Here is a 23,252-nt window from a genome sequence, read left to right on the forward strand (position 1 = left end):
AAGCCAAACCGGTGGTCCCAATCCAAATAAGGGTTGGGCCACTAGCTTAAGCTTCTTTTTATTTGCCTTCTTTAAGAAGGTCAATTTCTTCTTTTAGTTTACTAATCTCTTCTTTAAGATCTGAAATGTCTTCTTTGATATCTTCTATATCATAATCTTCATTTTCAGCATCTATCTCTTCTTGGACGGTTTCCTCTGCCTTTTCAAGCATTTCCTTATTATCAATGTGAGAAGAACTTATTAGTCTTTTGAGTCTAAACTCATCATTTTCGGTAAATTCTACATCTTCATCAAGCTTTTTTCTCATATAGTGCTTAATTCCGACCCTTTTAAGTGACTCTTTTTTGATTTCTTGTCTTTCCTTAAAGTAGGCATAGACTAAAAGGCCTATCATAAAGATTCCCACATAGCCGATTATTGGATAAAATATGGAAACTAGCTTTTTAAAGCCTGCAAAAGATAGGATAAAACCTACTAGGGTAAGGCCTATAAGCATTAGCCTAAATCTCTTTTCCTCTCCCTTTGAAAATCTTCTGGCAAGGGCATAAAATAGGGAAATTCCTGTATTAAAAATCATGCCAAAAATTATAAGGGCCATGAAGATTCCAAGATATGGGTTGATTTCCTTGATTATTTCAAGCATTGGTATATCAAGACTATAAACATCTTCTATCCTGATAAATAAGGTAAAGGCAATGATTATGCCCATGATTCCAGCTATGGCTCCTCCTAAAAGGCCGCCCCTGCCTGCATCTTCGCTTGCAAGTTCATCTCCACCAAGGACAAAGCCCATGGATACGGCTGTCATCAGGCACATACCAAAATAGTTTAAAACTGTAAGGCTAAGTGAGTTGAAATTTGATGGTAGAGTCCTTGCAAAATTATCAAGGTCTTGCCAATTAATATCTGCTGTTGTAAAGGTATAGATTCCGCCAATTAGGCTAAGTACAACAATAAAAGGTGTAAAGGACCCGATTATCTTACTAACCTTATCAAAGTCCATCATGCCGACTATTACAATCATTAAGGCACATATTACCCTACCGACATTTATATTTACTCCAAAGGCCTGGTTAAGGTTAGACCCTGCCCCTGCTATCATTACAAATCCTATTACAAAACAGGTAAATATAAGGGAAAAATCCATAAATTTTGAAATAACTTGGTTGGTTATTTTGCTAAATACATCTGAATGGTCTGTTGCTAGATAATGGCTGCCTAGGATAAGTAGGACACCACCTATAAGCATATGTAAGACTGCTACTATAGATATGCCGACCATGCCTTTAAGTCCTAGGGAGACAAAATATTGCATAAGCTCTTGGCCTGAAGCAAGTCCTGCTCCAGTTAAGACTCCTACATAGGCAAGCATTATCGTTATTGTTTTTTTGTTCATAATTCCTCCATCTTACAATAATACTTGTTTTTGCCTATTTTTCAAAGATATTATAGTTTTAAACTTATTTCCTATCTATCTTATCTAGCAAATCATCTAGTAAGTTAGGGAAGGCTTTTATAATTCTTCTCTCACCCATCTTATCAAATTTATCAATAAGGTCAGCACGAAGCTTAGCTCTCCTTGCTTCTATGTCCTTAAGGTCAGAGCGAACCCTAGCACGCCTTCCTTCAAGTTCTTTGATTTCAGGTCTTTCAGAAATCTCTTCGCCCTTTTCTTTTATAGCCATAGTCCTATCATAGACACGTTTACCAATATCATCAGAAACTTCCCTAATATCCTTGCTAGCTGCTTCTAGCTTCTTAAATTTCTTATTTAAGCCGACAAGGGTGAGGATAGTTTGGGCAAGGTCTATAGCAAAAATTATTAGTAAGATAAGATTGGTATAAAAAATAAATTTAGGATGCAAGAATGTAAAAAACCTTACAACCATAGGATGGACTGCCTCATATAAGACAAAACAGGCAAGGCCCCACAGGATTGAAAATTCAAGGCATATGTAGCCACCAAGGTTAAAACGCATCCCTGAATAGTCCCACCACTTCTTATGAAAGATTTTCTCAAGCAAAAAGCCACCAACAAGCTCTAAGGCAGTTGCTATAAAGACAGATCCAATAAATAAAATTAGCTTGTTAGTCTTTGCTATATCTGTCAGAAAATAAATAACTCCCAGGGCTCCAAAACCATAAATTGGGCAAAGCGGACCATTTAAAAATCCCCTATTAATAAACCTACCCCTGTGGACTCCTTGGTAAGCCACTTCCATTACCCAGCCAATAAAGGCATAGACAAAAAAATATCCTATGTAGTAATTCATAAAATCATCTCCCCTCATTTAAATTATTTATGAAGTCATCTTTTCAAGGGCCTTAATATTTGTAATTAAAATCTTGCCCCTGTCAATAATTTTTATTAGCCCCCTATCTTCAAAGCTAGATAGCTTCCTAGATAAGGTCTCCCTCACCACGCCAGAATAAGAGCCAAGTTCTTCACGGCTTAGGTGGGATTTGATCAAAACCCCATCCTTTTTGACAATTCCTATATCATAGGCCAGATCAAGCAAGAGCTTGGCCACCTTCATATCAGCATTTAGGCCAACTAGCCTATCAATAAGCTCTTCACTCCTCCTAATCCTCCTAAAAGATTGGTTCAAAATCTTAAGGAGGATGTCATTGTTCTTTTTTAAAATATTATCAAAATCAATTTTTGATATAAGAAGAACCCTTGTCTTATCAAGGGCTGTGGCCTCATATAAGTAATTTTCATCAGTCAATAGATTATGGGCCCCTACGAAATCATCCTTCTTGTAAGTATACAAAATCTGCTCCCTACCATCAGTAAGATACATAGAAATTTTTACAAAACCCTCTATGATAACATACATAAAATTAGGCTCATCACCGAAGGAAAATATGATATCTCCCTTCCTATATTCTAAAATCTGAGGCCTAATTCGAAAGCTATTTAGTTCTTTTTCATCAAGATATGATAAAATTTTTATTTCATTCCTATCCATATATTACTCCTATATGGATTTTATCATATCTCTAGCATATTTTTCAAGAGCCTTGGCCTTATCCTTATCCATTGGCTCCATATTTTTAAGCCTATAATCCTTGCCCAAAAGCTTGTATTTATCAACACCCATGGTATGATAAGGTAAAATTTCAAACTTATCAATATTCTTCTTGAGGGGAGATATAAATTCGATAAGTTTATCCATGTCTTCTTTTGTATCTGTCACAAAAGGCATCATTACATGCCTAATCCAAATCCTGGTAGAAGAATCTTCTATTAGCTTCATAAAATCACGAAGAGGCTTTTGATCAATTCCTGTGAGGGCCTTAAAAAAGTAAGGGTCATAGTGTTTTATATCAAGAATAATAAGGTCAGCTTCCCTTACTATATCCTTGTTATATTTTGGATTTCCAATACCTGAAGTGTCGATTGCCACATGGATTCCTTCCTTATGAAGAGCTCTTATGGCATCAAGGACAAATTCTCCACTAAAAAGAGGCTCACCACCTGATAAGGTAACGCCGCCTCTATTTTTATAATAAGGTTTCATCCTAAGGGCCATCTTTACCAATTCATCCAGGCTAAATCCCCTACCAAAAGTAGGTGATTGGGTGTCAGGATTGTGACAAAAAGCACATCTTAAAGGGCAACCTGATAGGAAAAATACAGTCCTAATCCCAGGTCCATCAACTAGTCCCATTGTTTCTATAGAATGAACTTTCATATAAACTCCTTAAAATTATCCTTATTTAAAATTATTTTTTTGTATATAGTAAAATGTACTTATCTTATAAAAGAAAAGTCCAAGGGACTCTACTGAGTCCCCCTTACATATATTTTTAAAATATTTTCCTATCTTGTTTGATGGAAGGTTCTTTCTAGGACTTCTCTCTTTTGCTCATCTGTGAGCCTGTTAAAGTGAACAGCATATCCTGACACTCTGATTGTTAGGTTTGGATATTTATCTGGGTTATGGTAGGCATCTAGTAATTTTTCCCTTTGTAGGACGTTAACATTTAGGTGGAAGGCGTCTTGGCCAAAGTAGCCATCCATTATATTTACTAGATTTTCTATCCTTACCTCTTCTTCCTTACCTAGGGCATCTGGCACTATAGAGAAGGTATTTGAAATACCATCTTCACATACACATTCGTAAGGAAGCTTAGCTACTGAGTTTAGGCTTGCTAGAGCGCCTGACTCATCCCTGCCGTGCATTGGATTTGCACCAGGAGCAAATGGTTCGCCCGCCTTCCTACCATCTGGTGTTGTACCTGTCTTTTTACCATACATTACATTTGATGTAATTGTAAGGGCAGAAAGAGTTAATTTTGCGTTTTTATAGGTAGCATGTTTCTTTAGTTCATTTGAGAAATAGGTTAGGATGTAAACAGCGATTTGGTCTACCCTGTCATCATCGTTACCATATTTAGGGAAATCACCCTCTGTCTCAAAGTCGATTGCTATGCCATTTTCATCCCTAACTGCTTTAACTTTTGCATATTTAATTGCAGAAAGTGAGTCAGCCGCAATTGAAAGACCTGCCACACCTGTTGCTAGGTTTCTCTTAACATAGGTATCATGAAGAGCCATTTGTCCTGCTTCATAAGCGTATTTGTCATGCATGAAGTGGATAACATCAAGGGTCTTCACATAAAGACCTGCTAATTCAGATAAGACTTTTTTGTAATTTGCAAGGACTTGATCATAGTCAAGATATTCTGTAGTAATTGGCTCGATATTGTCAAAGAGTCTAATTAGGCTGCCATCCTTGTTTTTCTTCTTTTCGTCAACTCCCCCATTTATTGAGTAAAGGAGTGATTTTGCAAGGTTGGCACGAGCACCAAAGAATTGCATTTCCTTACCAACTTCCATAGCAGATACACAACAAGCTATGGCATAGTCATCGCCGTACATATTTCTCATTAGGTCATCATTTTCGTATTGGATAGAATCTGTAAGGATAGAAACCTTAGAACAGAATTTCTTCCAACCTTCAGGAAGTTTTTCAGCCCAAAGGATTGTCATGTTTGGTTCTGGAGCTGATCCTAGGTTTATAAGGGTGTTTAGGTATCTGAAGGCTGTCTTTGTTACAAGAGTCCTACCATCAAGGCCCATACCACCTATTGATTCTGTTACCCAAGTTGGGTCTCCCCCGAAAACTTCATCATAGTCTGGGGTTCTAAGGTGGCGAACAAGTCTTAATTTTATAACAAGTTGGTCAATTATTTCTTGGGCACCAAGTTCATCTAGGATACCCCTATCCATATCTCTTTTGATATAAATATCTAAGAAACCTGCATTTCTACCAATTGACATGGCAGCCCCGTTGTTTTCCTTAACAGCGGCTAGGTAGCCTAAGTATAAAAATTGTGCAGCTTCCCTAGCATTAGTGGCAGGTTTAGAAATATCAATACCATACTTAGCTGCCATATTTTTGATCTTGCCAAGGGCTCTTATTTGCTCACTAACTTCTTCCCTAAGTCTTATGGTTGCTTCTAGGTTATTTTCGTCAATTTCAATCTTATCTAAGTCTTTTTTCTTCTCTTCAACTAGCCTGTCGATACCATAAAGGGCAACTCTCCTGTAATCGCCGATTATCCTACCTCGACCATAGGCATCTGGCAAACCTGTCAAAAGTCCCACAGTTCTTGCCTTTCTCATATCCTTTGTATAGGCATCGAAAACACCCTCATTATGAGTTTTTCTAAATTCTTTAAAATACTTAGCTTGAACAGGATCCATCTCTTGACCATAAGCCTCAAGAGATTGCTCAACCATCCTGTAGCCACCATAAGGGTTAACTATTCTTTTAAGAACTTCATCAGTTTGAAGACCAACTATAACTTCGTTTTCCTTGTCAATATAGCCTGCGTCAAACCCATCTATAGAGGAAAACCTGCTTGTATCTGCATTTCTGTAAGAATCTCTTATTTCTTTATTAATTAATTCTTCTACTTGGTCAAATAGTTTTGTAGTTTTTTCACTCTTACCAGCTAAAAATTCATCACTTCCCTCATAAGGTGTGTAGTTTTCTTGGATAAAATCACGAACGTTAATTTCATCCTTCCACTTCTGCCCCTTAAATCCATCGTATGCTAATTTTTCCATACTTCCTCCTAATATATTTTTTAAAAGCTAAGCTTTTTTATTTTCTGTCTATATTATATATGGAAAAAGTTTTCTTGTATGTGACCTTAGTCACAAGACCATTAAAAAAGACAAGCCCGAAAGCTTGTCTTTATGTTTTGGATTCTTATTAATTAAATTATCCTCTCGAAGAAGCTTTGCTTCTTCTCGCTTAGTTTTCTGGACTCGGCTTTGCCTCGTCTCAGAAATGACGGATTTCATCCGTCACCCGTACAGTGTGGGACTACTTAACGATTTTAGAAACAACTCCTGATGCTACTGTTCTACCACCTTCACGAACAGCGAATCTTAGACCTTCTTCTAGAGCGATTGGCTTTTGAAGTGTGATCTTGAATGTTGCGTTGTCTCCTGGCATTACCATTTCTACTCCGTCTTCTAGTTGGATGTCACCTGTAACATCTGTTGTTCTGAAGAAGAATTGTGGTCTGTAGCCTGAGAAGAATGGTGTGTGACGTCCACCTTCTTCTTTGGTTAGTACGTATACTTGACCTTCGAATTCTGTGTGTGGGTGTACTGAACCTGGTTTTGCTAGTACTTGTCCTCTTGAGATTTCGTCTCTTTGAACTCCTCTTAGAAGTACTCCTACGTTGTCTCCTGATTCTGCTTGGTCTAGTGATTTATGGAACATTTCTACACCTGTTACTACTGCTTGAGATGTTTTCTCTGTTAGTCCTACGATTTCTACTGTATCGCCTACTTTTAGTGTTCCTTTTTCTACTCTACCTGTTGCTACTGTTCCACGGCCTGAGATTGTCATTACGTCTTCTACTGGCATTAGGAATGGTTGGTCGTTGTCTCTTTCTGGGATGTCGAAGTATTCATCTACATCTGCCATTAGTTCAAGAATTTTGTCTGACCATGGACCTTCTCCGCCTTCTTCTAGTGATTTTAGTGCTGATCCTACTACTACTGGGCAGTTGTCGCCGTCGAAGTCGTATTCGTTTAGTAGGTCTCTTACTTCCATTTCTACTAGTTCGATTAGTTCTGGGTCATCTACTTGGTCTTCTTTGTTTAAGAATACTGCGATTTTTGGTATACCTACCTGTCTTGCTAGTAGGATGTGTTCTCTTGTTTGTGGCATTGGACCATCTGCTGCAGATACTACGATTATTGCACCGTCCATTTGTGCTGCACCTGTGATCATGTTTTTAACGTAGTCAGCGTGGCCTGGAGCGTCGATGTGTGCGTAGTGTCTTTTTTCTGTTTCGTATTCTACTACTGATGTGTTGATTGTGATTCCACGTTCTCTTTCTTCTGGAGCTTTATCGATGTGTTCGTAATCGATGTATTCACCTGTGCCGTATTTTTTGTTTAGGGCTTGAGTGATTGCTGCTGTTGTTGTTGTTTTACCGTGGTCTACGTGGCCGATTGTACCAATATTAATATGTGGTTTGCTTCTTTCAAATGTTTGTTTACTCATTTTTCTCTCCTATATTAATTATTTATTAATTACTTCATCTCTTACTGATGCTGGAACTTCAGCATAGTGGTCAAAGCCCATTGAGTAGGTTGCTCTACCTTGGGTCTTACTTCTTAGGTCTGTAGCATATCCGAACATTTCTGATAGTGGAATGAAGGCATCTAGTACGTGGATTCCGTCTTTTGGATTCATACCGTCTATCTTTCCTCTTCTTGATGATACATCACCCATTACATCTCCAAGATACTCGTCTGGAGTAGTAATTTCAACTTTTTCGATTGGTTCTAGTAGGACTGGGCCTGCTTTTTCTACAGCATTCTTAAATCCGATTGATCCTGCTACGTGGAAGGCTACTTCTGATGAGTCGACTTCGTGGTAAGATCCGTCAAATAGGGTTACATGAACGTCTACCATTGGGTAACCGCCAAGTACACCTGCTGCTGCAGCTTCTCTAACACCTTCTTCAACTGGTCTGATGTATTCTTTTGGAACTGCACCACCAACGATTTTAGATTCGAATGTGATTCCTGAACCTTCTTCGCCTGGTTCAACCTTAAGCATAACATCACCGTATTGTCCAGAACCACCTGATTGTCTTACAAACTTACCTTGAGCTTCTGCTTCTTTAGTAATTGATTCTCTGTAAGCTACTTGTGGGTTACCGATGTTTGCTTCTACTTTGAATTCTCTTAGAAGTCTGTCTACGATGATTTCAAGGTGAAGCTCGCCCATACCTGAGATAATTGTTTGACCTGTTTCTTCATCTGATCTTGTTTGGAAGGTTGGATCTTCTTCAGCAAGTTTTTGAAGACCGATGATCATCTTATCTTGAGATGCTCTTGTTTTTGGTTCGATTGCTACTGAGATTACTGGATCTGGGAATTCCATTTGTTCTAGGATAATTTGATTATCTTGGTCACATAGGGAATCACCTGTTGTTGTATCTTTAAGACCTAATAAAGCTACGATATCTCCAGCATAACCTGTTGGGATTTCTTCTTGCTTGTTAGAGTGCATTTGCATGATACGTCCAACTCTTTCTCTCTTACCTTTTGTAGCATTGTATATATATGAACCAGATTCGATTGTACCTGAATAGATTCTAACATAGATTAACTTACCTACATATGGGTCAGTTACTACTTTAAATGCTAGGGCTGCTGTTGGCTCATCATCTCCAGGATGTCTTTCGATTACAACATCTGGGTCTTTAGGGTCAACGCCATCTATAGCTGGTACATCTACTGGGCTTGGCATGTAGTCTATTATTGCATCTAGTAGTGGTTGTACTCCCTTGTTTTTGTAAGCTGAACCTAGTAGACATGGGAATATTTTTTGTGCTATAGTTGCTTTTCTGATTGCTGATTTGATTTCATCTTCAGTTACTTCTTCGCCTTCTAGGTATTTCATCATGATTGTATCATCAACTTCTGATAATTCTTCAAGAAGGTTGTTTCTGTATTCTTCAGCTTGATCTTTTAATTCAGCTGGGATTTCAGAATATTTTGGATGAGCTCCAAGGTCTTCAGATGAATATGTGACTGCTTGCATAGTTACAAGGTCTACAGCACCTTCAAAAGATTGTTCGCTTCCTATAGGAATTTCTAATGGTACTGCATTTGCTTTTAATTTATCTTTTATTGTATCTACTGCCATGAAGAAATCTGCACCTGTAGCATCCATTTTGTTTATAAAACAAATTCTTGGGATGTTGTACTTGTCAGCTTGTCTCCAAACAGTTTCAGATTGTGGTTCTACACCACTTTTAGCATCGAATAGGGCTACTGCTGAGTCTAGTACTCTTAGTGATCTTTCAACCTCTACAGTAAAGTCAACGTGGCCTGGTGTATCGATAATATTAATTCTATGGTTTTTCCAAAATGCTGTTGTTGCAGCAGATCCTATTGTGATACCACGTTCTTTTTCTTGGTCCATGGAATCCATTACTGCTGTTCCATCGTGGGTATCTCCGATTTTATAAATTTTACCAGTGTAGTATAGGATTCTTTCTGTACAAGTAGTTTTACCTGCGTCTATGTGGGCCATAATTCCTATATTTCTGGTATCTTTAAGTGCAACCTGTCTAGGCATCTATCCCCCTAACTAATATCTAAAGTGCGCGAAAGCCTTATTAGCTTCTGCTGCCCTATGCATCTCTTCTTTTCTCTTAACTGCGGCACCCGCATTGTTTGATGCATCGATAATTTCTTTAGAAAGTCTTTCAACCATTGTTCTTTCGCCTCTAGCACGAGAGAAATTTACTAACCATCTTAGGGCTAGTGTTTGTCTTCTTTCTGGTCTAACTTCCATTGGTACTTGGTAGTTTGCACCACCGATTCTTCTTGCCTTAACTTCTAGAGTAGGCATTATATTTTCCATAGCTTGTTGGAACACTTCTAAAGCGTTTGTTCCAGTAGTTTCTTCAACTTTATCAAAAGCTTCATAAACTATTTTTGTAGCAAGGCCTTTTTTACCATCTAGCATAACATTGTTGATAAGCTTTGTTACAACTCTATCGTTATACTTGGCATCAGGCATTACCTCTCTTTTTGGTATATGTCCTTTTCTTGACACTTTTCTTCCCTCCTTTACCAATTATGTGTAATATCTTGAGTACTCGATCTTAATCGTAAAGTGCGTGACATACCTTTATATTAATAGGCACATTATGCACTTACCTTAACTAATTACTAGCCTCTTTTTGCTCCGTATTTAGATCTACCTTGTTTTCTTCCGTCAACACCTGCTGTATCAAGTGTACCTCTGATGATGTGGTATCTAACACCTGGAAGGTCTTTTACCCTACCACCTCTGATTAGTACAACGCTGTGTTCTTGAAGGTTGTGTCCAATTCCTGGAATGTAAGAAAGTACTTCAGCTCCGTTTGTAAGTCTTACTCTGGCAATCTTTCTTAAAGCTGAGTTAGGCTTTTTAGGTGTTACAGTTCTTACTGATGTACAAACCCCACGTTTTTGTGGTGATTGGTTTGGAGTCATTCTACTCTTAAGAGTGTTGAAGTTGTAACCTAAAGCTGGAGTATCTGATTTTGATTTCTCGCTCTTTCTACCTTTTCTAACAAGTTGATTAATTGTTGGCATAATGCACCTCCTGTTCTTTTAAAATTTAATAAATTGGCAATTCCTGCCAATCCTTAACTATCTTACACGTTAAGTGACTTATTGTCAAGTAATTTACTTATTTTTACATAAAACTAGTTTTTCTTACTCAAATATGATAGGTATTTTAAGATTATAAAGTCAATTGCCAAATAAAATTGAGCCGTTGGGGAAATTTTCATCCTTTGATCAAAACTAAAAACCTCATGAGTAACAAAGGATATATTGTAATCAGCCAGATGTGAAATTGTATTATTTGATAGCTTTGTAATTGAAGCTATAGTTACATTCTTATTTATAGATTTTATAAATTCGATTAAGATTTTATTTTCACCACTAAATGATAGGACAAAGACCACATCTCTTTCTTTTATGATTTCCTTATGCCTATCATAATCAGATTCTTGATCGATTATATTTACAATCTTACCGACATTTAGGAAATTCCTCTTAAGTTCTTCTGCTACATTTAGCTGGGTATAGCCATTGCCTATCACAAAAATATTTCCTGCCTTATTTAAAGATTCAAATAAACCATCCAGGTTCAATGAAGCCAGCATGGTCATAGTTAGGTTTACGTCATTTTTGGTATATTCGATTTCATTATCATCAAACTGTAAGCTATTTTCATCTTTAGACCGTTTGATTATATACCTTAGCTCGCTGTAGCCTTCAAGGCCTATTTTCTTTGTAAAAGTCATAATTGAACTTGTACTGAGATTTAAGATATCAGCCATTTCATTTATGGATAGGTCCTTGGCTTCTTCCTTATTTTGTACTATATAAGAATATATTCTAAGGTCGTTTGTGTTTAAATCGTTGTAATTTTCCCTTACTAAATTCATCAAAAGCATGGTTTTACCTTTCTAAATAGCCTTTAAAAAACTTTTCTAATTCTCTTATATAGGGGCTTATTAGCCTTATCTTGCCCTTTTCTTCAGATAGAAAAATATTATAATCACTCTTTGTCATCGACTTGTACTCACTTCCTACAATTAATCTTGCGCAAGGAATGGATGCTATTTGAAACATTAGCTCTTGGCTTCTTTCATCATCATCAAAATCTACTATCACTACCAGACTATTTTCTAGCATTTCCTTGTTAAAGGCTACTATCTCCTCAGCACCTGCATAAGTTTCACCTAATATTCCCACATCAGATAAGAGCCTTTTTATAGCTTCTTTTATAATATCTTCGTAGGCCCCATTTCCATATATAAAGGCCCTGTCAATTTTTTCTATCTTTCTATATATAGTCTCTTTCTTTTTATCGTATGGGTCTTGGGTAGAATTTACTATATCTATTTTTTCATTTAGCATATAGTATTTTAGGTCATTGTAACCATTAAAACCTAATTTTTTGGCAAATCTAAGGATCGATGTCCTGGAAGTAAAACAGAGGCTTGCAAATTCGTTGATTGTAAGGTTATAATTAAGTCCCTTCTTTAATAATTCATTGGCAATTATATAATCTGTCTGGGTAAATTTGTTTTCATTATCTCTTATAAGTTTTTCTAAACTAATTTTAATCACCTCAATAAAAAAATCTCTACCTGCATTATACGCTAAGTAGAGATTTTTAATATCAGTTATTGTATTAGTTAAGTTCTGGCCAGTAACCCTTGTTTGCTTCGATTAGGTCATCTAGTAACTCTTTTGCTACTTTTGCTGATGGAACTGTTGCTGATAGGGTTAGGGCTTGCCACATTTTTAGGTAAGATCCTTCTATCCAAGCTTCTACCACAAGTTTTTCTACTGATACTTGTTGTTCCATTAGACCTTTCTGGAATTGTGGGATTGGTCCTTGGTTAATTCTTTCGATTCCATTTTTGCCCACTAGGCATGGAATTTCTACCATAGCTGTTGGGTCAAAGTTTGGAACTGCACCTTGGTTTTCTACTATTAGGAGGAATCTTTCTTTTGTGTTTTCTGCTAAAGCTATTGCTAGGTCTACGATGTAGGTTGCGTGAGCATCTAGTTCTATTTCAATACCTTCTGCTGTTCCCTTATCTATGATATTTTGGCAGAAACCAAATACTTCTTTTTCTCTTCCTTCTCTTACTTCATCTACTCTTGTGTGTTCTGGATTTGTGTGCTCTAGTACAAAGTCAGGGTAGAAGTAGTATTTTAGGTAGGTGTTTGGAATCGTTTCTGGATCTAGGGCATAGACGTCTTTTGCCTTTGTGAATGTCTCAACCCATGATGGATCAAGGTGTTGAGCTGTTCCTATACCATCAGCAAATCCATTAACTGCTACGTGTTTTTTAATTTGTGGCATTAGATCGTTGCCTTCTTTGTCAGATATAGCTGTAAACCAGCCAAAGTGGTTTAGGCCATAGTATGAGAAGTCAAGTTCTTGCCATTCTTTTAGGCCAACCATATCTGCCATCTTATACATTAGGTCGATTGGCATATCGCAGATGTTGATGATTTTTGAATTTGGTCTTAGTCTTCTTGTCGCTTCTGCTACTATTGCTGCTGGGTTTGAGTAGTTTAGCATCCAAGCATCTGGTGAATATTCTTCCATGTAATCAAGGATTTCTAGTACGCCACCAATTGATCTCATACCATAAGAAAGTCCGCCTGGTCCACATGTTTCTTGACCGATGCAGCCGTGTTTTAATGGAACCTTCTCATCCCTATCACGCATCTCATATTTACCAACTCTTAGTTGGGCAAGTACAAAATCAACATCTGTAAATCCTTCTTTTGGATCTGTTGTGTAAGTGAACTTAATTTCTGGATGTCTTTCTTTTAAAAGAATTTCAAGAGCTTTGCCTATTACTTCTTGTCTTTTTTCGTCATTGTCATAAAGTTTGATTGATCTTAATGGGAATCTATCTAGGTTATCTAGAAGCATTCCTATGATTCCTGGTGTAAATGTTGAACCACCACCAGCTACTACGATTGAATGTTGTTTTTTCATTATTTTCTCCTATACTAATTCTAAATGCCTATTATTTATCTAAAATTTTACCAAAAGCGTCTGCCACATATTGGATATCCATACCAACAATTACATGGACCGATTTTCCGTTTCTTGCAGTGCCGTAAGTTCCGATTTCTTTGAAATAATTATCATCTGTGACTTTATCAGGATCATTTACCTTTACCCTCAATCTAGTAACACAATTAGTAAAGTCATCAATATTTTCACTACCACCTAAGCCTGCTAGGATTTCTTCTGCCATTATATCAAATTTATCAGAAAATGTGCTTTGATTTTCACCAACCTTAGAAGTATTATTCTTATTCTTGTAGTCATTTTTCGAATAAAGTTTTACTGATTCCTCATCCATCTCCCTACCAGGAGTTTTGAAATCAAATTTCTTTATTAAAAATCTAAAGGCATAATACCAAGTTGCAACAGCAGCTGGTGCTATAACTAATATTGGTAAATACTCTCTCCAGTGGTTAGCTGATAAAGGTAGGATATTTAAAGTGAAAAATCCTATTAAACCACCTGCTATATCGCCTGCCACACCAAATATATTTGCAATTACAGCAAAAGTTGCTGCTAGTAAGGAATGGACAAAGAATAAGGCTGGAGCTACGAATAAAAATGTAAATTCCAATGGTTCAGTTATACCGGTAACTAAAGCTGTTAAAGTAACAGGTATAAGTAGACCCGCTACTTTTTTCTTATTTTCTGGCCTTGCAGTGTAATATAATGCCAAAGCTGCTCCAACACTACCAAACATCTTTGCCCAACCAGTAGCTAAAAATGCTGCCCATGGGGCTTGGCTGATAATTGGTTCTGTTGTTCTTGCAATTTCTGGTAACATCTGTGCCCAAGCAGCACTGATACCACCTGGTACCAAGGCTGAATCAAAGAATACTGGAGTTAGAATTAAGTGGTGAAGACCTGTAGGTATTAAGAATCTTTCTAAGAAAATAAAGACCCATATTCCTAATTTTCCTGAATTAAGCATAAATGTTTGTAGCATAGAAATTAAGTTTTGAGCATGTGGCCATAATAGACATGATAGTAAGGCAACAGGCAACATTACTATAAAGCCAATTCCTACAACTAAGGCTGAACCCTTAAAAACTCCGAGCCACTCAGGTAGTCTTTTTTCAAAATATTTATTATGTAAAAATATTGCAATACCTGATACTAAAATCGCTCCCATCATTCCCATATCTAGGGTTTTGATGTTTGCAATCAAGGCTAGTCCACTTGAACCACCAACATCTTGGCTAAAATCCACTCCAAATGATGCTCCCCAATTGCTTAGCATTGCTGATACATAATTGTTGAACACAAGGTATAAAACCAAAGCTTCCATACAGGCCCTAGCTGGTTGCTTTTTAGCAAGGGTTATTGGTAAACTAACTGCAAATAAAATTGGTAGTTGGTTAAAAATTGTCCAAGCTCCTTGCATGACAACATTCCAAAATTGATACCAAACTGTACCCTCTGCTGCAATTTGTCCCATTACAACTTCTGTAGTAAATAAAGTTCCAAAACCTATTAACACACCTGTGATTGCAAATAACATGGCTGGTGCATACATAGCACCTCCAAATCTTTGAATTTTCTCCATCATATTAAACTCCTAATTATTTTCATCTAAAATATTCATTTGGAATGGTTTTAATGTCCCTTCCTGTGCTTGTTCCATATGGTAATTGCTAAACAAAATCTCGCCCTTGTTTATTTCTACATTTACATCCTTGTCATTAAAGTTAAATATACATAAGACTGATTTTGAATCTAACTTTCTCCTATAAGCAAAAACATCTTTTGTCTTTGTTTCTACTGGTTCTAGTTTTCCATAAATTAAAATTTCTGAAATATCGCTATTTTTTCTAAAGTCAATCATAGACCTATAGAAATTTAAGATACTATTTTCTTTTTCTTCGCTTTTTGCATTGTGCTTAGAATTATCATCTAAAGGCATAAGCCAAGGATTAACATCACTAAAACCTACATAGGATGAGTCATCCCAAGCAAATGGCACCCTAGCATTATCCCTACTTCTGGAATTTACAATAAATAAGGCTTCCTCTTCGCTATATCCTTCGTTAATTGCTCTGTGGTATTGGTTTATTGAGTCAATATCGTCAAAATCCTCGATAGATTTTCTAACAAAGTTTTTCATACCTAGTTCCTGGCCTTGGTAGATAAAAGGAACCCCATGCATGAAGAAGAAATATGCTCCAAGCATTTTAATTGCATCTTCATTTTCATCGTAGTTTCCTAGGTACTTGCTAGTAGACCTTGGTTGATCGTGGTTTTCAAAATATATACCTGACCAGCCATATTTTTGAATATTGGTTTGGGTTTCCATCAAGGTATCGTTGAGATCTTTTAATTCCCATTCTTTTCTTGAATACCACTCAGAACCTGACTCCAACTCTAGGGCAGTATGCCTGAAGTCGAAAACCAGGGAGAAATAACCATCTTTTCCTATAAAATCTTTATACATTTCATTGGTAAGGCCGGCTGTTTCAGCAACTGTCATACAGTTATTTGGCTTAAATACCCTTTCGTTTAACTCAGTTAAAAATTCCCCTAAGCCTTCTTGGTTTCTTCCCATTTTCTTAATAGCTGCAAGGCCATCATATCCATCAGGCTCTATACTAGCATATGAAGGATTTTTCTTAATGTGGTTTATAGCATCTAACCTAAATGCCTTAATCCCCTTGTCAATCCACCACTGAATCATTTTATAAATTTCTTCTCTTAACTTCGGATTTTCCCAATTTAAATCAGGTTGTTTGATGTGATAGGTATGTAGATAGTATTCATCTCGTCCATCTACCTTTTCCCACGCACTACCTCCAAATTGTCCCCTCCAATTGTTAGGTACTTCCTTACTTGCTTTGAAAATGTAGTAATCATGATACTTACTAGTTGGATCTTTAAGGGCTTCTTTAAACCAAGGATGTTCATCACTAGTATGGTTTAAAACCATGTCCATCATTATCTTTATATCTCGAATATTGCACTCATCAATAAGCTTATCAAAATCCTCCATAGTACCAAATTCCTCATTGATATAATAATAATCGCTTATATCATATCCATTATCAGCCATAGGAGATTTATAGACTGGAGTTAACCAAATCATAGTAACTCCTAATTTTTTTATGTAATCTAATTTTGATATAATTCCATTTATATCACCATATCCATCACTATTAGAATCTTTAAAGCTTCTCGGATATATTTGATAAACAATCTCATTTTGCCACCACTTTTTCACACCATCCTCCTTTGATACTTATTCACGCAATGATAACAATAAAAATTATACAGATTTAATTTGTATATTTATATAATAACAACCAGCAAACTAAATGTCAATAAACGGCTATAATTAGGGATTTGTATCTTGAGACGAATATTTTTTTAAAATTATGAAATTTCACATTTTGTCAATTTCAATAAAGCAAAGAAAAAACGAGGAAAACTTCCCCGTCTTTATGCAAAAAAAATAATATTATAATTCAACTCTCAATAATTCGTCGCCTTGATTTACTTCAGGCTTTCCTGTTTCTTTAAATGATTTAATGATATCGACATTTGTAACAACAATAGGTGTCACAATTTCATAGCCTTCTGCCCTTACTAGATCAAGGTCTACATCGATTAGGTCTTGGCCTGCCTTTACCCTATCGCCGTTTTTGATATGAGATACAAAGCCCTTGCCCTTTAGCTCAACTGTATCCATACCAATGTGAATTAAAATCTCAACTCCCTTATCAGAAGTTATACCAACGGCATGGCAAGTATCAAATAACATGCTTATCTTACCATCTACAGGTGAACAAACTTTTCCATCAGCAGGATCAATAGCAAGACCTTTACCTAGCATACCAGAAGAAAAAGCAGGATCTTTTATCTGTTCAAGCTTTAAAACCTTGCCGCTAAGGGGTGCTTTGATAATTTCCTCTGTGATATTTTCACTTTCCTTTTTGTCATTTCCCTTAAATAAATTACTCATAAAAGATTTTAAACTCATAACTACCTCCAATAATTATTTATTATTAAGTATACCCAATATAATAGCCTTGTAAAATTTTTTGTATATATTCTAACAAAAATTAAGACCTTTTTATTTAAAAACATGACAATTTTAGGTCTAAAATTTTATAAAAAATATATTAAAAACTACTTAAGAGGGTATAATTATCTTAGAAGGTAAAAAATTGTTAAGATCCTAAGAATTCTAAATGGATCCTTAAGGACTAGATAAAAATTAGGAGGAAATTAATTATGGATATTACATTTGCAGGAGATAAGATTACACTTGTTGGAAAAGAAGTAAAAGTAGGCGATGAGGCCCAAAACTTTACAGCTACAAAGGCTGATCTTTCAGATTTTAAGCTTGATGAACTAAAGGGAAAGGTAGTTGTAATTTCGGCTGCTCCATCACTTGATACTAGCGTTTGTGCATTCCAAGCTCAAAGATTTAACAAAGAAGCAAGCGACCTTTCAGACGATGTGGCTATAGTAAATATAACAGTAGACCTTCCATTTGCTCAAAAAAGATTCTGCGATGCTTACGAAATAGGTAACACAATCACAGTTTCAGACTACAAGAATAGAGAATTTGGTGAAAAATATGGCTTCTTAATCGATGAGCTTAAGCTTCTTACAAGAGGTATCGTAATAATCGATAAAGATGGCAAGGTAGCCTATGTAGAATATGTTCCAGAAGTAACTCACGAAGTAAACTTTGATGCTGCTTTAGAAAAAGTTAAAGAATTAATCTAAATATGAAAAAAGATGGTTAAAGAGATTTTCTCTGATGACCATCTTTTTTTTGTAAATTTTTCTATTAATTGAATTGTAAGTGATAGTTTCTTTTCTTGATTTTTTTATAGTAGATTGTAGAAATCACCAGATTAGCTAGCCAACCAAGAGGTACTGCATACCAGACCATGGCTATACCGACCTTATGGGCTAGAGCCATTGATAGGCTGACCCTTATTGTTAAATTTATTATATTAGCTAGGGTGAAGACTTTTACATCGCCCACTCCCCTAAGGATGCCATCTACGCAGTGTTTTGATCCTACCAGGATGAAGAAGTATCCGATGAAGTCCAGATAAGCCATACCTGTGTCCCTGGCAAGGCTTGATGAAGATTCATTCATGAAATAGGCAATAATATTTGTTGAATTAAATTTCAAATAGATTAAAACCACCACCGAATAAATCCCAACCATAACCAAGGATGCTCTAAGACCCTTTTCTAATCTTTCAAGCTTTTTTGCTCCCACATTTTGAGAGGTGTAAGACGATAAGGCATTGCCCAGGCTTGTTATCGGTACAATTATCAGACTTTCTACCCTCATGGCTGCAGAAAATCCTGCCAGCATACCCACTCCAAAGGAATTTACCACAGATTGAACCAGAAGCTGGCCAATTGTGATGGTTGATTGCTGGATAATAGATGGGATGGCTAGGTGAGAAATGTGACCTAGCTCTTTTTTGTCAAAAATCTTTGTCTTTTCAGTCTTAATTTTTCTAAGTCTTATTATAAAAACCCCAAAAGATAGGACAGCAGACAAGCCCTGGGCAAGTAGGGTAGCGTAGGCTGCTCCAGCTAGGCCAAAGCCCCAATCTCTTACAAAAAATATATCCAAAATCACATTTAAAATCGATGAGAAAATCAAAAAATATAGAGGAATCTTCGATTCTCCCAAGGCCTGGTAGAGGGCTGAGATGATATTATACATAAATAAAAATGGCAGGCCATAAAAATAAATATTTAAGTATAAGACAGCCATGTCAAGGATTTCATCAGGTGTCCTAAGTAAAACCATGAGATTTTTTGCAAAAATTAAACCAAAGGCCGAAAGGCCAAGGGCAAGGATTAAAAATCCTATAATCGAAGTGAAAATCGCAGTCTTCATCCTCTTATAATCCTTGGCACCGAAATATCTGGCTATGAGGACCGATGCCCCAGCACCTCCACCTATGCCAATACAGATAAAAATCGTAGTGAGGGCAAAGCTTGCCCCAATTGACGCAAGGGCAGCCTCACCCACATATTTGCCAACCACAGCCGAATCGACTAGGGTATAAATTTGTTGAAAAAGCGAGCCCACCACCATTGGCAGAGCAAACTTGCTAATAGCCTTAGATGGTGACTCATTTGTTAAATAATGATCCATAAAATTCCTGTCTTTCTAATTAATACTAATATATGATAAGCCATCAAAAAATCAAAGTAAAAGACACAAAAAATCTTCCTGTCTTTGGGAAGATTCTTTGCTTAAATTAATATATAGATATATTTTGACCTTGTCTTTTTCTTAATGATGCTATTGCCCTAGGATAATTAAAATCCTTTTTATTTACATAGGCTTCTTTTTTCTCAACAGCCACAATAGCATACCTATCCCTAACATCTGAACAAGTAGATAGGGTTAAAAGCTTATCATCCTTTTTTGGTAGGGGCCTATCTTCAAGGATATTATTCTCACTAATCAGTTTAAGATATTCTTCAAATTCATCATCGTCATAATAATTAAACCTATAATCATCATCAACATGGACATCCATGGCACAAATCACCTCAAAGGTCCTCCTTGCCACGGGTGTATCAATAATTATCTCCGAATGCTTTTTGATAAAATTCTTATCCCTAAACTTATCCAAGTCGTGGAAAATATAACCAATTCTCACATTATGGCCGTAGATTACGGTGTTTTGGTCAGAAAAATCCCCCTTGTGGACATAGTCAATAAAGACCCCTCCATTGATATAGTAGGAATTGTCATAATCATGGTCAAGATAAAATTCATTATCATCACCCTGGACCACAGGAAAATCAATCGAAGTACCATCGATGATAATCCTACCCTTAACTTGAGGGTAGGTCTTCTGAAGTTCTCTTACATAATTAACCCCAGCAGCCGCTTCAGCATCCGATTCCTCTCGTATTTTTTCTTTTAGAAAGGCCAAAAGTCTTCCTTCATCAGCCTTCTTTACAATATTATTTACTTCCTCTTCCCTAGCCTTGTCAATTCTCTTACTAGAATAAAATCTCCTCATATTTTCTGCTTGATAATAAGCAATCTTCTCCTGAGTCAGCCTATCATTCCTATATAGAAAAACGAATAATAAAACAAAGGCAAGAGCCCATAAAATATTAGAATAATTCTTTTTCATATTATCTCCTGGCTTATATTCTACACTTTTCATCTGATTTCTCTAGGAAAATACAAATTTTTAATAAAATAACAAGTATTATAAAAATAAAAAACCTCCCCAATTAAAACAAAATTTGTCATTTATTCTCCTATCCTAAGGTTATAAAAGCATATCTAAAGACAAAAATTAGAGCTGGAGCTGTAACTTGGGCTGGAATTATCGCAATTAGTGGAACGAAGATTAAAGAGAACAAAAATAGGGCCGCTGTTGTAAGCGATGTAAGTCCTGTCCTTCAACCCTCTGCTATACCAGCTTATGATTCTACAACTGTTGTTACGGTTGATGTCCATACCAAGGCACTAGCAGCTGTTGAAATCGCATCACTCATAAGCGTTTGCTTTAAATTAATAACATCCCCATCTTTATCAACTAAACCTGAATGTTTGGCAAGTTTTTGCAATTATTTTTACCTTATTTATGCCAATATAAATTATTTCTACCATAATTTCTTGTCAAAATATATATTTAATTTTTTTAGATTATTACCGATAATAATAATCATTAATATATAATTAAATTTTACTAAATATCTAGTATAGTTAACAATGTAACAAAACAAATAAAAGGAGTTTCAAAGAAGATAAGATACACAATATAGTAGAAATATTAGATAATATCTATTGAGTTGGAGTTAACGACAGAAAGATTGACAGATTCGAAAATATGTTCGAATTGACAAATGGTGTTTCCTACAACTCTTACCTTAATAAAGACGAAAAGAACGTTTTGTGTGATTCAGTAGATGCAGCCTTTACTAGAAGATATATAGAAAATGTTAAGGCAGCTCATAACGGAGAAGACTTAGATTATTTAATTGTTGAGCACATGGAGCCAGGCCACTGTAGAAATATTGATTTTTGTTTAAAAGAATGCCCAAATGCTAAGTTTGTTGGCAATGCCACGACCTTCAAGTTCTATGAACAATTCTACAATGATGAATTAAAGGATAGATATGTGGAAGTAAAAGATGGAGATGAAGTAAATATCGGTAAGAGAAATCTCAAATTTGTTTTCACTCCAATGGTTCACTGGCCAGAAGTTATGATGACTTACGAAACAACTGAATGTCTTCTCTTCTCAGCAGATGTTTTTGGTGCCTTTAATGTAATTGAAGGTCATGTAGATGCCAAGAATGTTATCCACAAAGGTGATTGGCTATATCAAGCTATAAGATATTAAATCAATATAGTTGGTAAGTTCGGAAAATGGTACAAAATGCCTTCATGAACATCAACGACCTTGCCATTCTTCCTCTCCATGGTCCTGTTTATAAGGACGAACAACCTATCAATTTCATAATTGATAAGTATAACAAGTGGTCAACCTTCACAGCGAAAAAAAGGTGTCGTTATAGTTTACGCATTAATGTATGGAGATACCGAAGAAGTAGCCGACATTCTTGTAACAAAGCTAGCTGAGTTAGGGGTTGAAAATATCAAGATTTATGATCTGGCTGCTTTTTATGTTTCTTATCAAAATAGCCACTGCCACAGATTCTTTCACTCAGTATTTGCACCAATCAACTACAACTCTGGTCTTTACTAAAAGATAGATGCCTTCCTAAGAGAACTTGTTGGAACAGGCTTTAGCAATAAAACTGTTTCTTTCCTAAACAACTGGTCTTGGGGCGGAAGAAGTCTCGAGATTTCAAAGGAAATCCTATCTCAAACTAAGCTTGACTATGTAGGATAAGATGTTAAAATCAATTCTGGTGTGAAGATGGAACAAGTAGAAGAAATTGAAGCCCTTGCTAAGGCCATCAAAGCTGATATGGATAACAAAAAATAGAACTTAAAGTACTCAACTTTAATGAGGGCTTTTAATTTGAAAATCTTTATGCTTGTGATTTTATTAAAATCCTAGAGATGATTTTCCAATCTAAAAATTCTAAGACAAAAAAATACCAGAGCAAGCTTTATGCTAACTCTGGTATCAGATCTAATATTTACTTAGTTTATATTAGGTCTTTTTATTTTCTTTTTTTAGTCTTGAATAAGGCAAGGCTTGCTGCAAATAATCCCATCACTACTGATGATAGGCTCTCTACTCCTGTTTTAACATTTGTGCTTTTTGGAGCTTTCTCATTCTTTTCTTGTGATTTTTCTTCACTTCTTTGGCTCTTATTTTCCTTTGCTTCTTCTTTATCCTTATCTTCCTTAGCATTTTGAACTAAGGTATTGTCTTTTGAAGGATCTCCTTTAAGCTCTTTAGTTTCTAAGCTTGCCTCCACTACTAATCCTTGATTATCTTTTGAATTTTCACTCTTATGAGCTAGATTTATTTCTGGAATTTGTGGATTTTCAGAAGGAATTTCAGAAGGATTATCTGAAGGAATTACAGAATGATCTTCTGAAGGAATTTCAGAAGGATCTTCTGAAGGAATTTCAGAAGGATCTTCTGAAGGAATTTCAGAAGGATCTTC

The 23,252-nt window shown here is 36.0% G+C and carries 20 protein-coding genes and 1 pseudogene; 3 read left to right on the forward strand and 18 right to left on the reverse strand.

From position 1 onward, the window contains the following. Positions 1 to 58: 58 nt before the first annotated feature. From RRB46_RS05420 to RRB46_RS05490, 15 genes are all read right to left on the reverse strand, one after another. Entirely contained in the window at positions 59 to 1,396 is a 1,338-nt protein-coding gene (locus RRB46_RS05420; protein WP_297690272.1) for a hypothetical protein, read from the reverse strand. A gap of 64 nt (positions 1,397 to 1,460) precedes the next feature. Next, complete coding sequence (locus RRB46_RS05425) at positions 1,461 to 2,273, reverse strand: putative ABC transporter permease (RefSeq protein WP_311537775.1); 813 nt, start codon at positions 2,271 to 2,273, stop codon at positions 1,461 to 1,463. A 27-nt stretch (positions 2,274 to 2,300) separates the two neighbouring features. After that, positions 2,301 to 2,972 carry a Crp/Fnr family transcriptional regulator gene (locus RRB46_RS05430; RefSeq protein ID WP_296127980.1) on the reverse strand — a complete coding sequence of 224 codons (672 nt, stop codon included), beginning with the start codon at positions 2,970 to 2,972 and terminating at the stop codon, positions 2,301 to 2,303. A 9-nt stretch (positions 2,973 to 2,981) separates the two neighbouring features. After that, positions 2,982 to 3,698, reverse strand: coding sequence for a pyruvate formate-lyase-activating protein (gene pflA / locus RRB46_RS05435; protein ID WP_311537776.1), 717 nt, complete (start codon positions 3,696 to 3,698; stop codon positions 2,982 to 2,984). A 128-nt stretch (positions 3,699 to 3,826) separates the two neighbouring features. Then, positions 3,827 to 6,082, reverse strand: coding sequence for a formate C-acetyltransferase (gene pflB, locus RRB46_RS05440; RefSeq protein ID WP_311537777.1), 2,256 nt, complete (start codon positions 6,080 to 6,082; stop codon positions 3,827 to 3,829). 262 nt (positions 6,083 to 6,344) lie between these two features. Beyond that, on the reverse strand, positions 6,345 to 7,541 hold the full coding sequence (tuf, locus tag RRB46_RS05445) for an elongation factor Tu (protein WP_311537107.1): 1,197 nt from the start codon (positions 7,539 to 7,541) through the stop codon (positions 6,345 to 6,347). 18 nt (positions 7,542 to 7,559) lie between these two features. Beyond that, the gene (gene fusA, locus RRB46_RS05450) at positions 7,560 to 9,632 is read right to left on the reverse strand and encodes an elongation factor G (protein WP_296125914.1); all 2,073 of its coding nucleotides are present in this window, start codon (positions 9,630 to 9,632) and stop codon (positions 7,560 to 7,562) included. Between the two features lie 12 nt (positions 9,633 to 9,644). Further along, positions 9,645 to 10,115, reverse strand: a complete 471-nt coding sequence (gene rpsG, locus RRB46_RS05455; RefSeq protein ID WP_106459858.1) for a 30S ribosomal protein S7 — start codon at positions 10,113 to 10,115, stop codon at positions 9,645 to 9,647. A gap of 116 nt (positions 10,116 to 10,231) precedes the next feature. After that, positions 10,232 to 10,639, reverse strand: a complete 408-nt coding sequence (rpsL, locus tag RRB46_RS05460; RefSeq protein WP_106459857.1) for a 30S ribosomal protein S12 — start codon at positions 10,637 to 10,639, stop codon at positions 10,232 to 10,234. Positions 10,640 to 10,752: 113 nt separating this feature from the next. Further along, entirely contained in the window at positions 10,753 to 11,502 is a 750-nt protein-coding gene (locus RRB46_RS05465) for a MurR/RpiR family transcriptional regulator (protein ID WP_311537778.1), read from the reverse strand. 13 nt (positions 11,503 to 11,515) lie between these two features. Beyond that, the gene (locus tag RRB46_RS05470) at positions 11,516 to 12,190 is read right to left on the reverse strand and encodes a MurR/RpiR family transcriptional regulator (protein WP_311537779.1); all 675 of its coding nucleotides are present in this window, start codon (positions 12,188 to 12,190) and stop codon (positions 11,516 to 11,518) included. A gap of 64 nt (positions 12,191 to 12,254) precedes the next feature. Further along, positions 12,255 to 13,583 (reverse strand): 6-phospho-alpha-glucosidase, encoded by a 1,329-nt coding sequence (locus RRB46_RS05475; protein WP_311537780.1) that lies wholly within the window; start codon positions 13,581 to 13,583, stop codon positions 12,255 to 12,257. A gap of 31 nt (positions 13,584 to 13,614) precedes the next feature. Then, positions 13,615 to 15,207, reverse strand: a complete 1,593-nt coding sequence (locus RRB46_RS05480; protein WP_311537781.1) for an alpha-glucoside-specific PTS transporter subunit IIBC — start codon at positions 15,205 to 15,207, stop codon at positions 13,615 to 13,617. Between the two features lie 9 nt (positions 15,208 to 15,216). Then, positions 15,217 to 16,869: an alpha-glucosidase gene (locus RRB46_RS05485; protein WP_311537782.1), complete on the reverse strand. Its 1,653-nt coding sequence runs from the start codon at positions 16,867 to 16,869 to the stop codon at positions 15,217 to 15,219. 237 nt (positions 16,870 to 17,106) lie between these two features. Further along, on the reverse strand, positions 17,107 to 17,628 hold the full coding sequence (locus RRB46_RS05490; protein WP_311537783.1) for a PTS glucose transporter subunit IIA: 522 nt from the start codon (positions 17,626 to 17,628) through the stop codon (positions 17,107 to 17,109). Positions 17,629 to 17,882: 254 nt separating this feature from the next. On the opposite strand from RRB46_RS05490, the gene tpx reads away from it, so the two are divergent. Continuing rightward, positions 17,883 to 18,383, forward strand: a complete 501-nt coding sequence (gene tpx / locus RRB46_RS05495) for a thiol peroxidase (protein ID WP_296125892.1) — start codon at positions 17,883 to 17,885, stop codon at positions 18,381 to 18,383. A 64-nt stretch (positions 18,384 to 18,447) separates the two neighbouring features. On the opposite strand, the gene RRB46_RS05500 is transcribed toward tpx, so the two are convergent. Continuing rightward, the gene (locus RRB46_RS05500; protein ID WP_311537784.1) at positions 18,448 to 19,788 is read right to left on the reverse strand and encodes an MATE family efflux transporter; all 1,341 of its coding nucleotides are present in this window, start codon (positions 19,786 to 19,788) and stop codon (positions 18,448 to 18,450) included. 106 nt (positions 19,789 to 19,894) lie between these two features. Beyond that, positions 19,895 to 20,788 (reverse strand): class B sortase, encoded by an 894-nt coding sequence (locus tag RRB46_RS05505; protein WP_311537785.1) that lies wholly within the window; start codon positions 20,786 to 20,788, stop codon positions 19,895 to 19,897. A gap of 705 nt (positions 20,789 to 21,493) precedes the next feature. Here RRB46_RS05505 and RRB46_RS05510 point away from each other — a divergent pair. Together RRB46_RS05510 and RRB46_RS05515 are read left to right on the forward strand one after the other, a co-directional pair. Then, on the forward strand, positions 21,494 to 22,009 hold the full coding sequence (locus RRB46_RS05510) for an FprA family A-type flavoprotein (RefSeq protein WP_296125883.1): 516 nt from the start codon (positions 21,494 to 21,496) through the stop codon (positions 22,007 to 22,009). 186 nt (positions 22,010 to 22,195) lie between these two features. Beyond that, positions 22,196 to 22,375, forward strand: a complete 180-nt coding sequence (locus tag RRB46_RS05515; RefSeq protein ID WP_234025809.1) for a hypothetical protein — start codon at positions 22,196 to 22,198, stop codon at positions 22,373 to 22,375. A 424-nt stretch (positions 22,376 to 22,799) separates the two neighbouring features. Here RRB46_RS05515 and RRB46_RS05520 read toward each other — a convergent pair. Next, positions 22,800 to 23,252: pseudogene (locus RRB46_RS05520) on the reverse strand (hypothetical protein); the annotation flags it as partial.

The organism is uncultured Anaerococcus sp., from assembly GCF_963512375.1.
Classification (GTDB): Bacteria; Bacillota; Clostridia; order Tissierellales; family Peptoniphilaceae; genus Anaerococcus.

Bases quoted from the DNA above. Each gene is read 5' to 3' on its own strand.
- RRB46_RS05515 (WP_234025809.1), top strand. From the start codon at position 22,196: ATGTATGGAGATACCGAAGAAGTAGCCGACATTCTTGTAACAAAGCTA.
- tuf (WP_311537107.1), bottom strand. From the start codon at position 7,541: ATGAGTAAACAAACATTTGAAAGAAGCAAACCACATATTAATATTGGT.
- fusA (WP_296125914.1), bottom strand. From the start codon at position 9,632: ATGCCTAGACAGGTTGCACTTAAAGATACCAGAAATATAGGAATTATG.
- RRB46_RS05465 (WP_311537778.1), bottom strand. From the start codon at position 11,502: ATGAATTTAGTAAGGGAAAATTACAACGATTTAAACACAAACGACCTT.
- RRB46_RS05430 (WP_296127980.1), bottom strand. From the start codon at position 2,972: ATGGATAGGAATGAAATAAAAATTTTATCATATCTTGATGAAAAAGAA.
- pflB (WP_311537777.1), bottom strand. From the start codon at position 6,082: ATGGAAAAATTAGCATACGATGGATTTAAGGGGCAGAAGTGGAAGGAT.
- tpx (WP_296125892.1), top strand. From the start codon at position 17,883: ATGGATATTACATTTGCAGGAGATAAGATTACACTTGTTGGAAAAGAA.
- RRB46_RS05420 (WP_297690272.1), bottom strand. From the start codon at position 1,396: ATGAACAAAAAAACAATAACGATAATGCTTGCCTATGTAGGAGTCTTA.
- RRB46_RS05500 (WP_311537784.1), bottom strand. From the start codon at position 19,788: ATGGATCATTATTTAACAAATGAGTCACCATCTAAGGCTATTAGCAAG.
- RRB46_RS05480 (WP_311537781.1), bottom strand. From the start codon at position 15,207: ATGATGGAGAAAATTCAAAGATTTGGAGGTGCTATGTATGCACCAGCC.
- RRB46_RS05490 (WP_311537783.1), bottom strand. From the start codon at position 17,628: ATGAGTTTAAAATCTTTTATGAGTAATTTATTTAAGGGAAATGACAAA.
- RRB46_RS05425 (WP_311537775.1), bottom strand. From the start codon at position 2,273: ATGAATTACTACATAGGATATTTTTTTGTCTATGCCTTTATTGGCTGG.
- rpsL (WP_106459857.1), bottom strand. From the start codon at position 10,639: ATGCCAACAATTAATCAACTTGTTAGAAAAGGTAGAAAGAGCGAGAAA.
- RRB46_RS05510 (WP_296125883.1), top strand. From the start codon at position 21,494: ATGTTCGAATTGACAAATGGTGTTTCCTACAACTCTTACCTTAATAAA.
- pflA (WP_311537776.1), bottom strand. From the start codon at position 3,698: ATGAAAGTTCATTCTATAGAAACAATGGGACTAGTTGATGGACCTGGG.
- RRB46_RS05505 (WP_311537785.1), bottom strand. From the start codon at position 20,788: ATGAAAAAGAATTATTCTAATATTTTATGGGCTCTTGCCTTTGTTTTA.
- RRB46_RS05475 (WP_311537780.1), bottom strand. From the start codon at position 13,583: ATGAAAAAACAACATTCAATCGTAGTAGCTGGTGGTGGTTCAACATTT.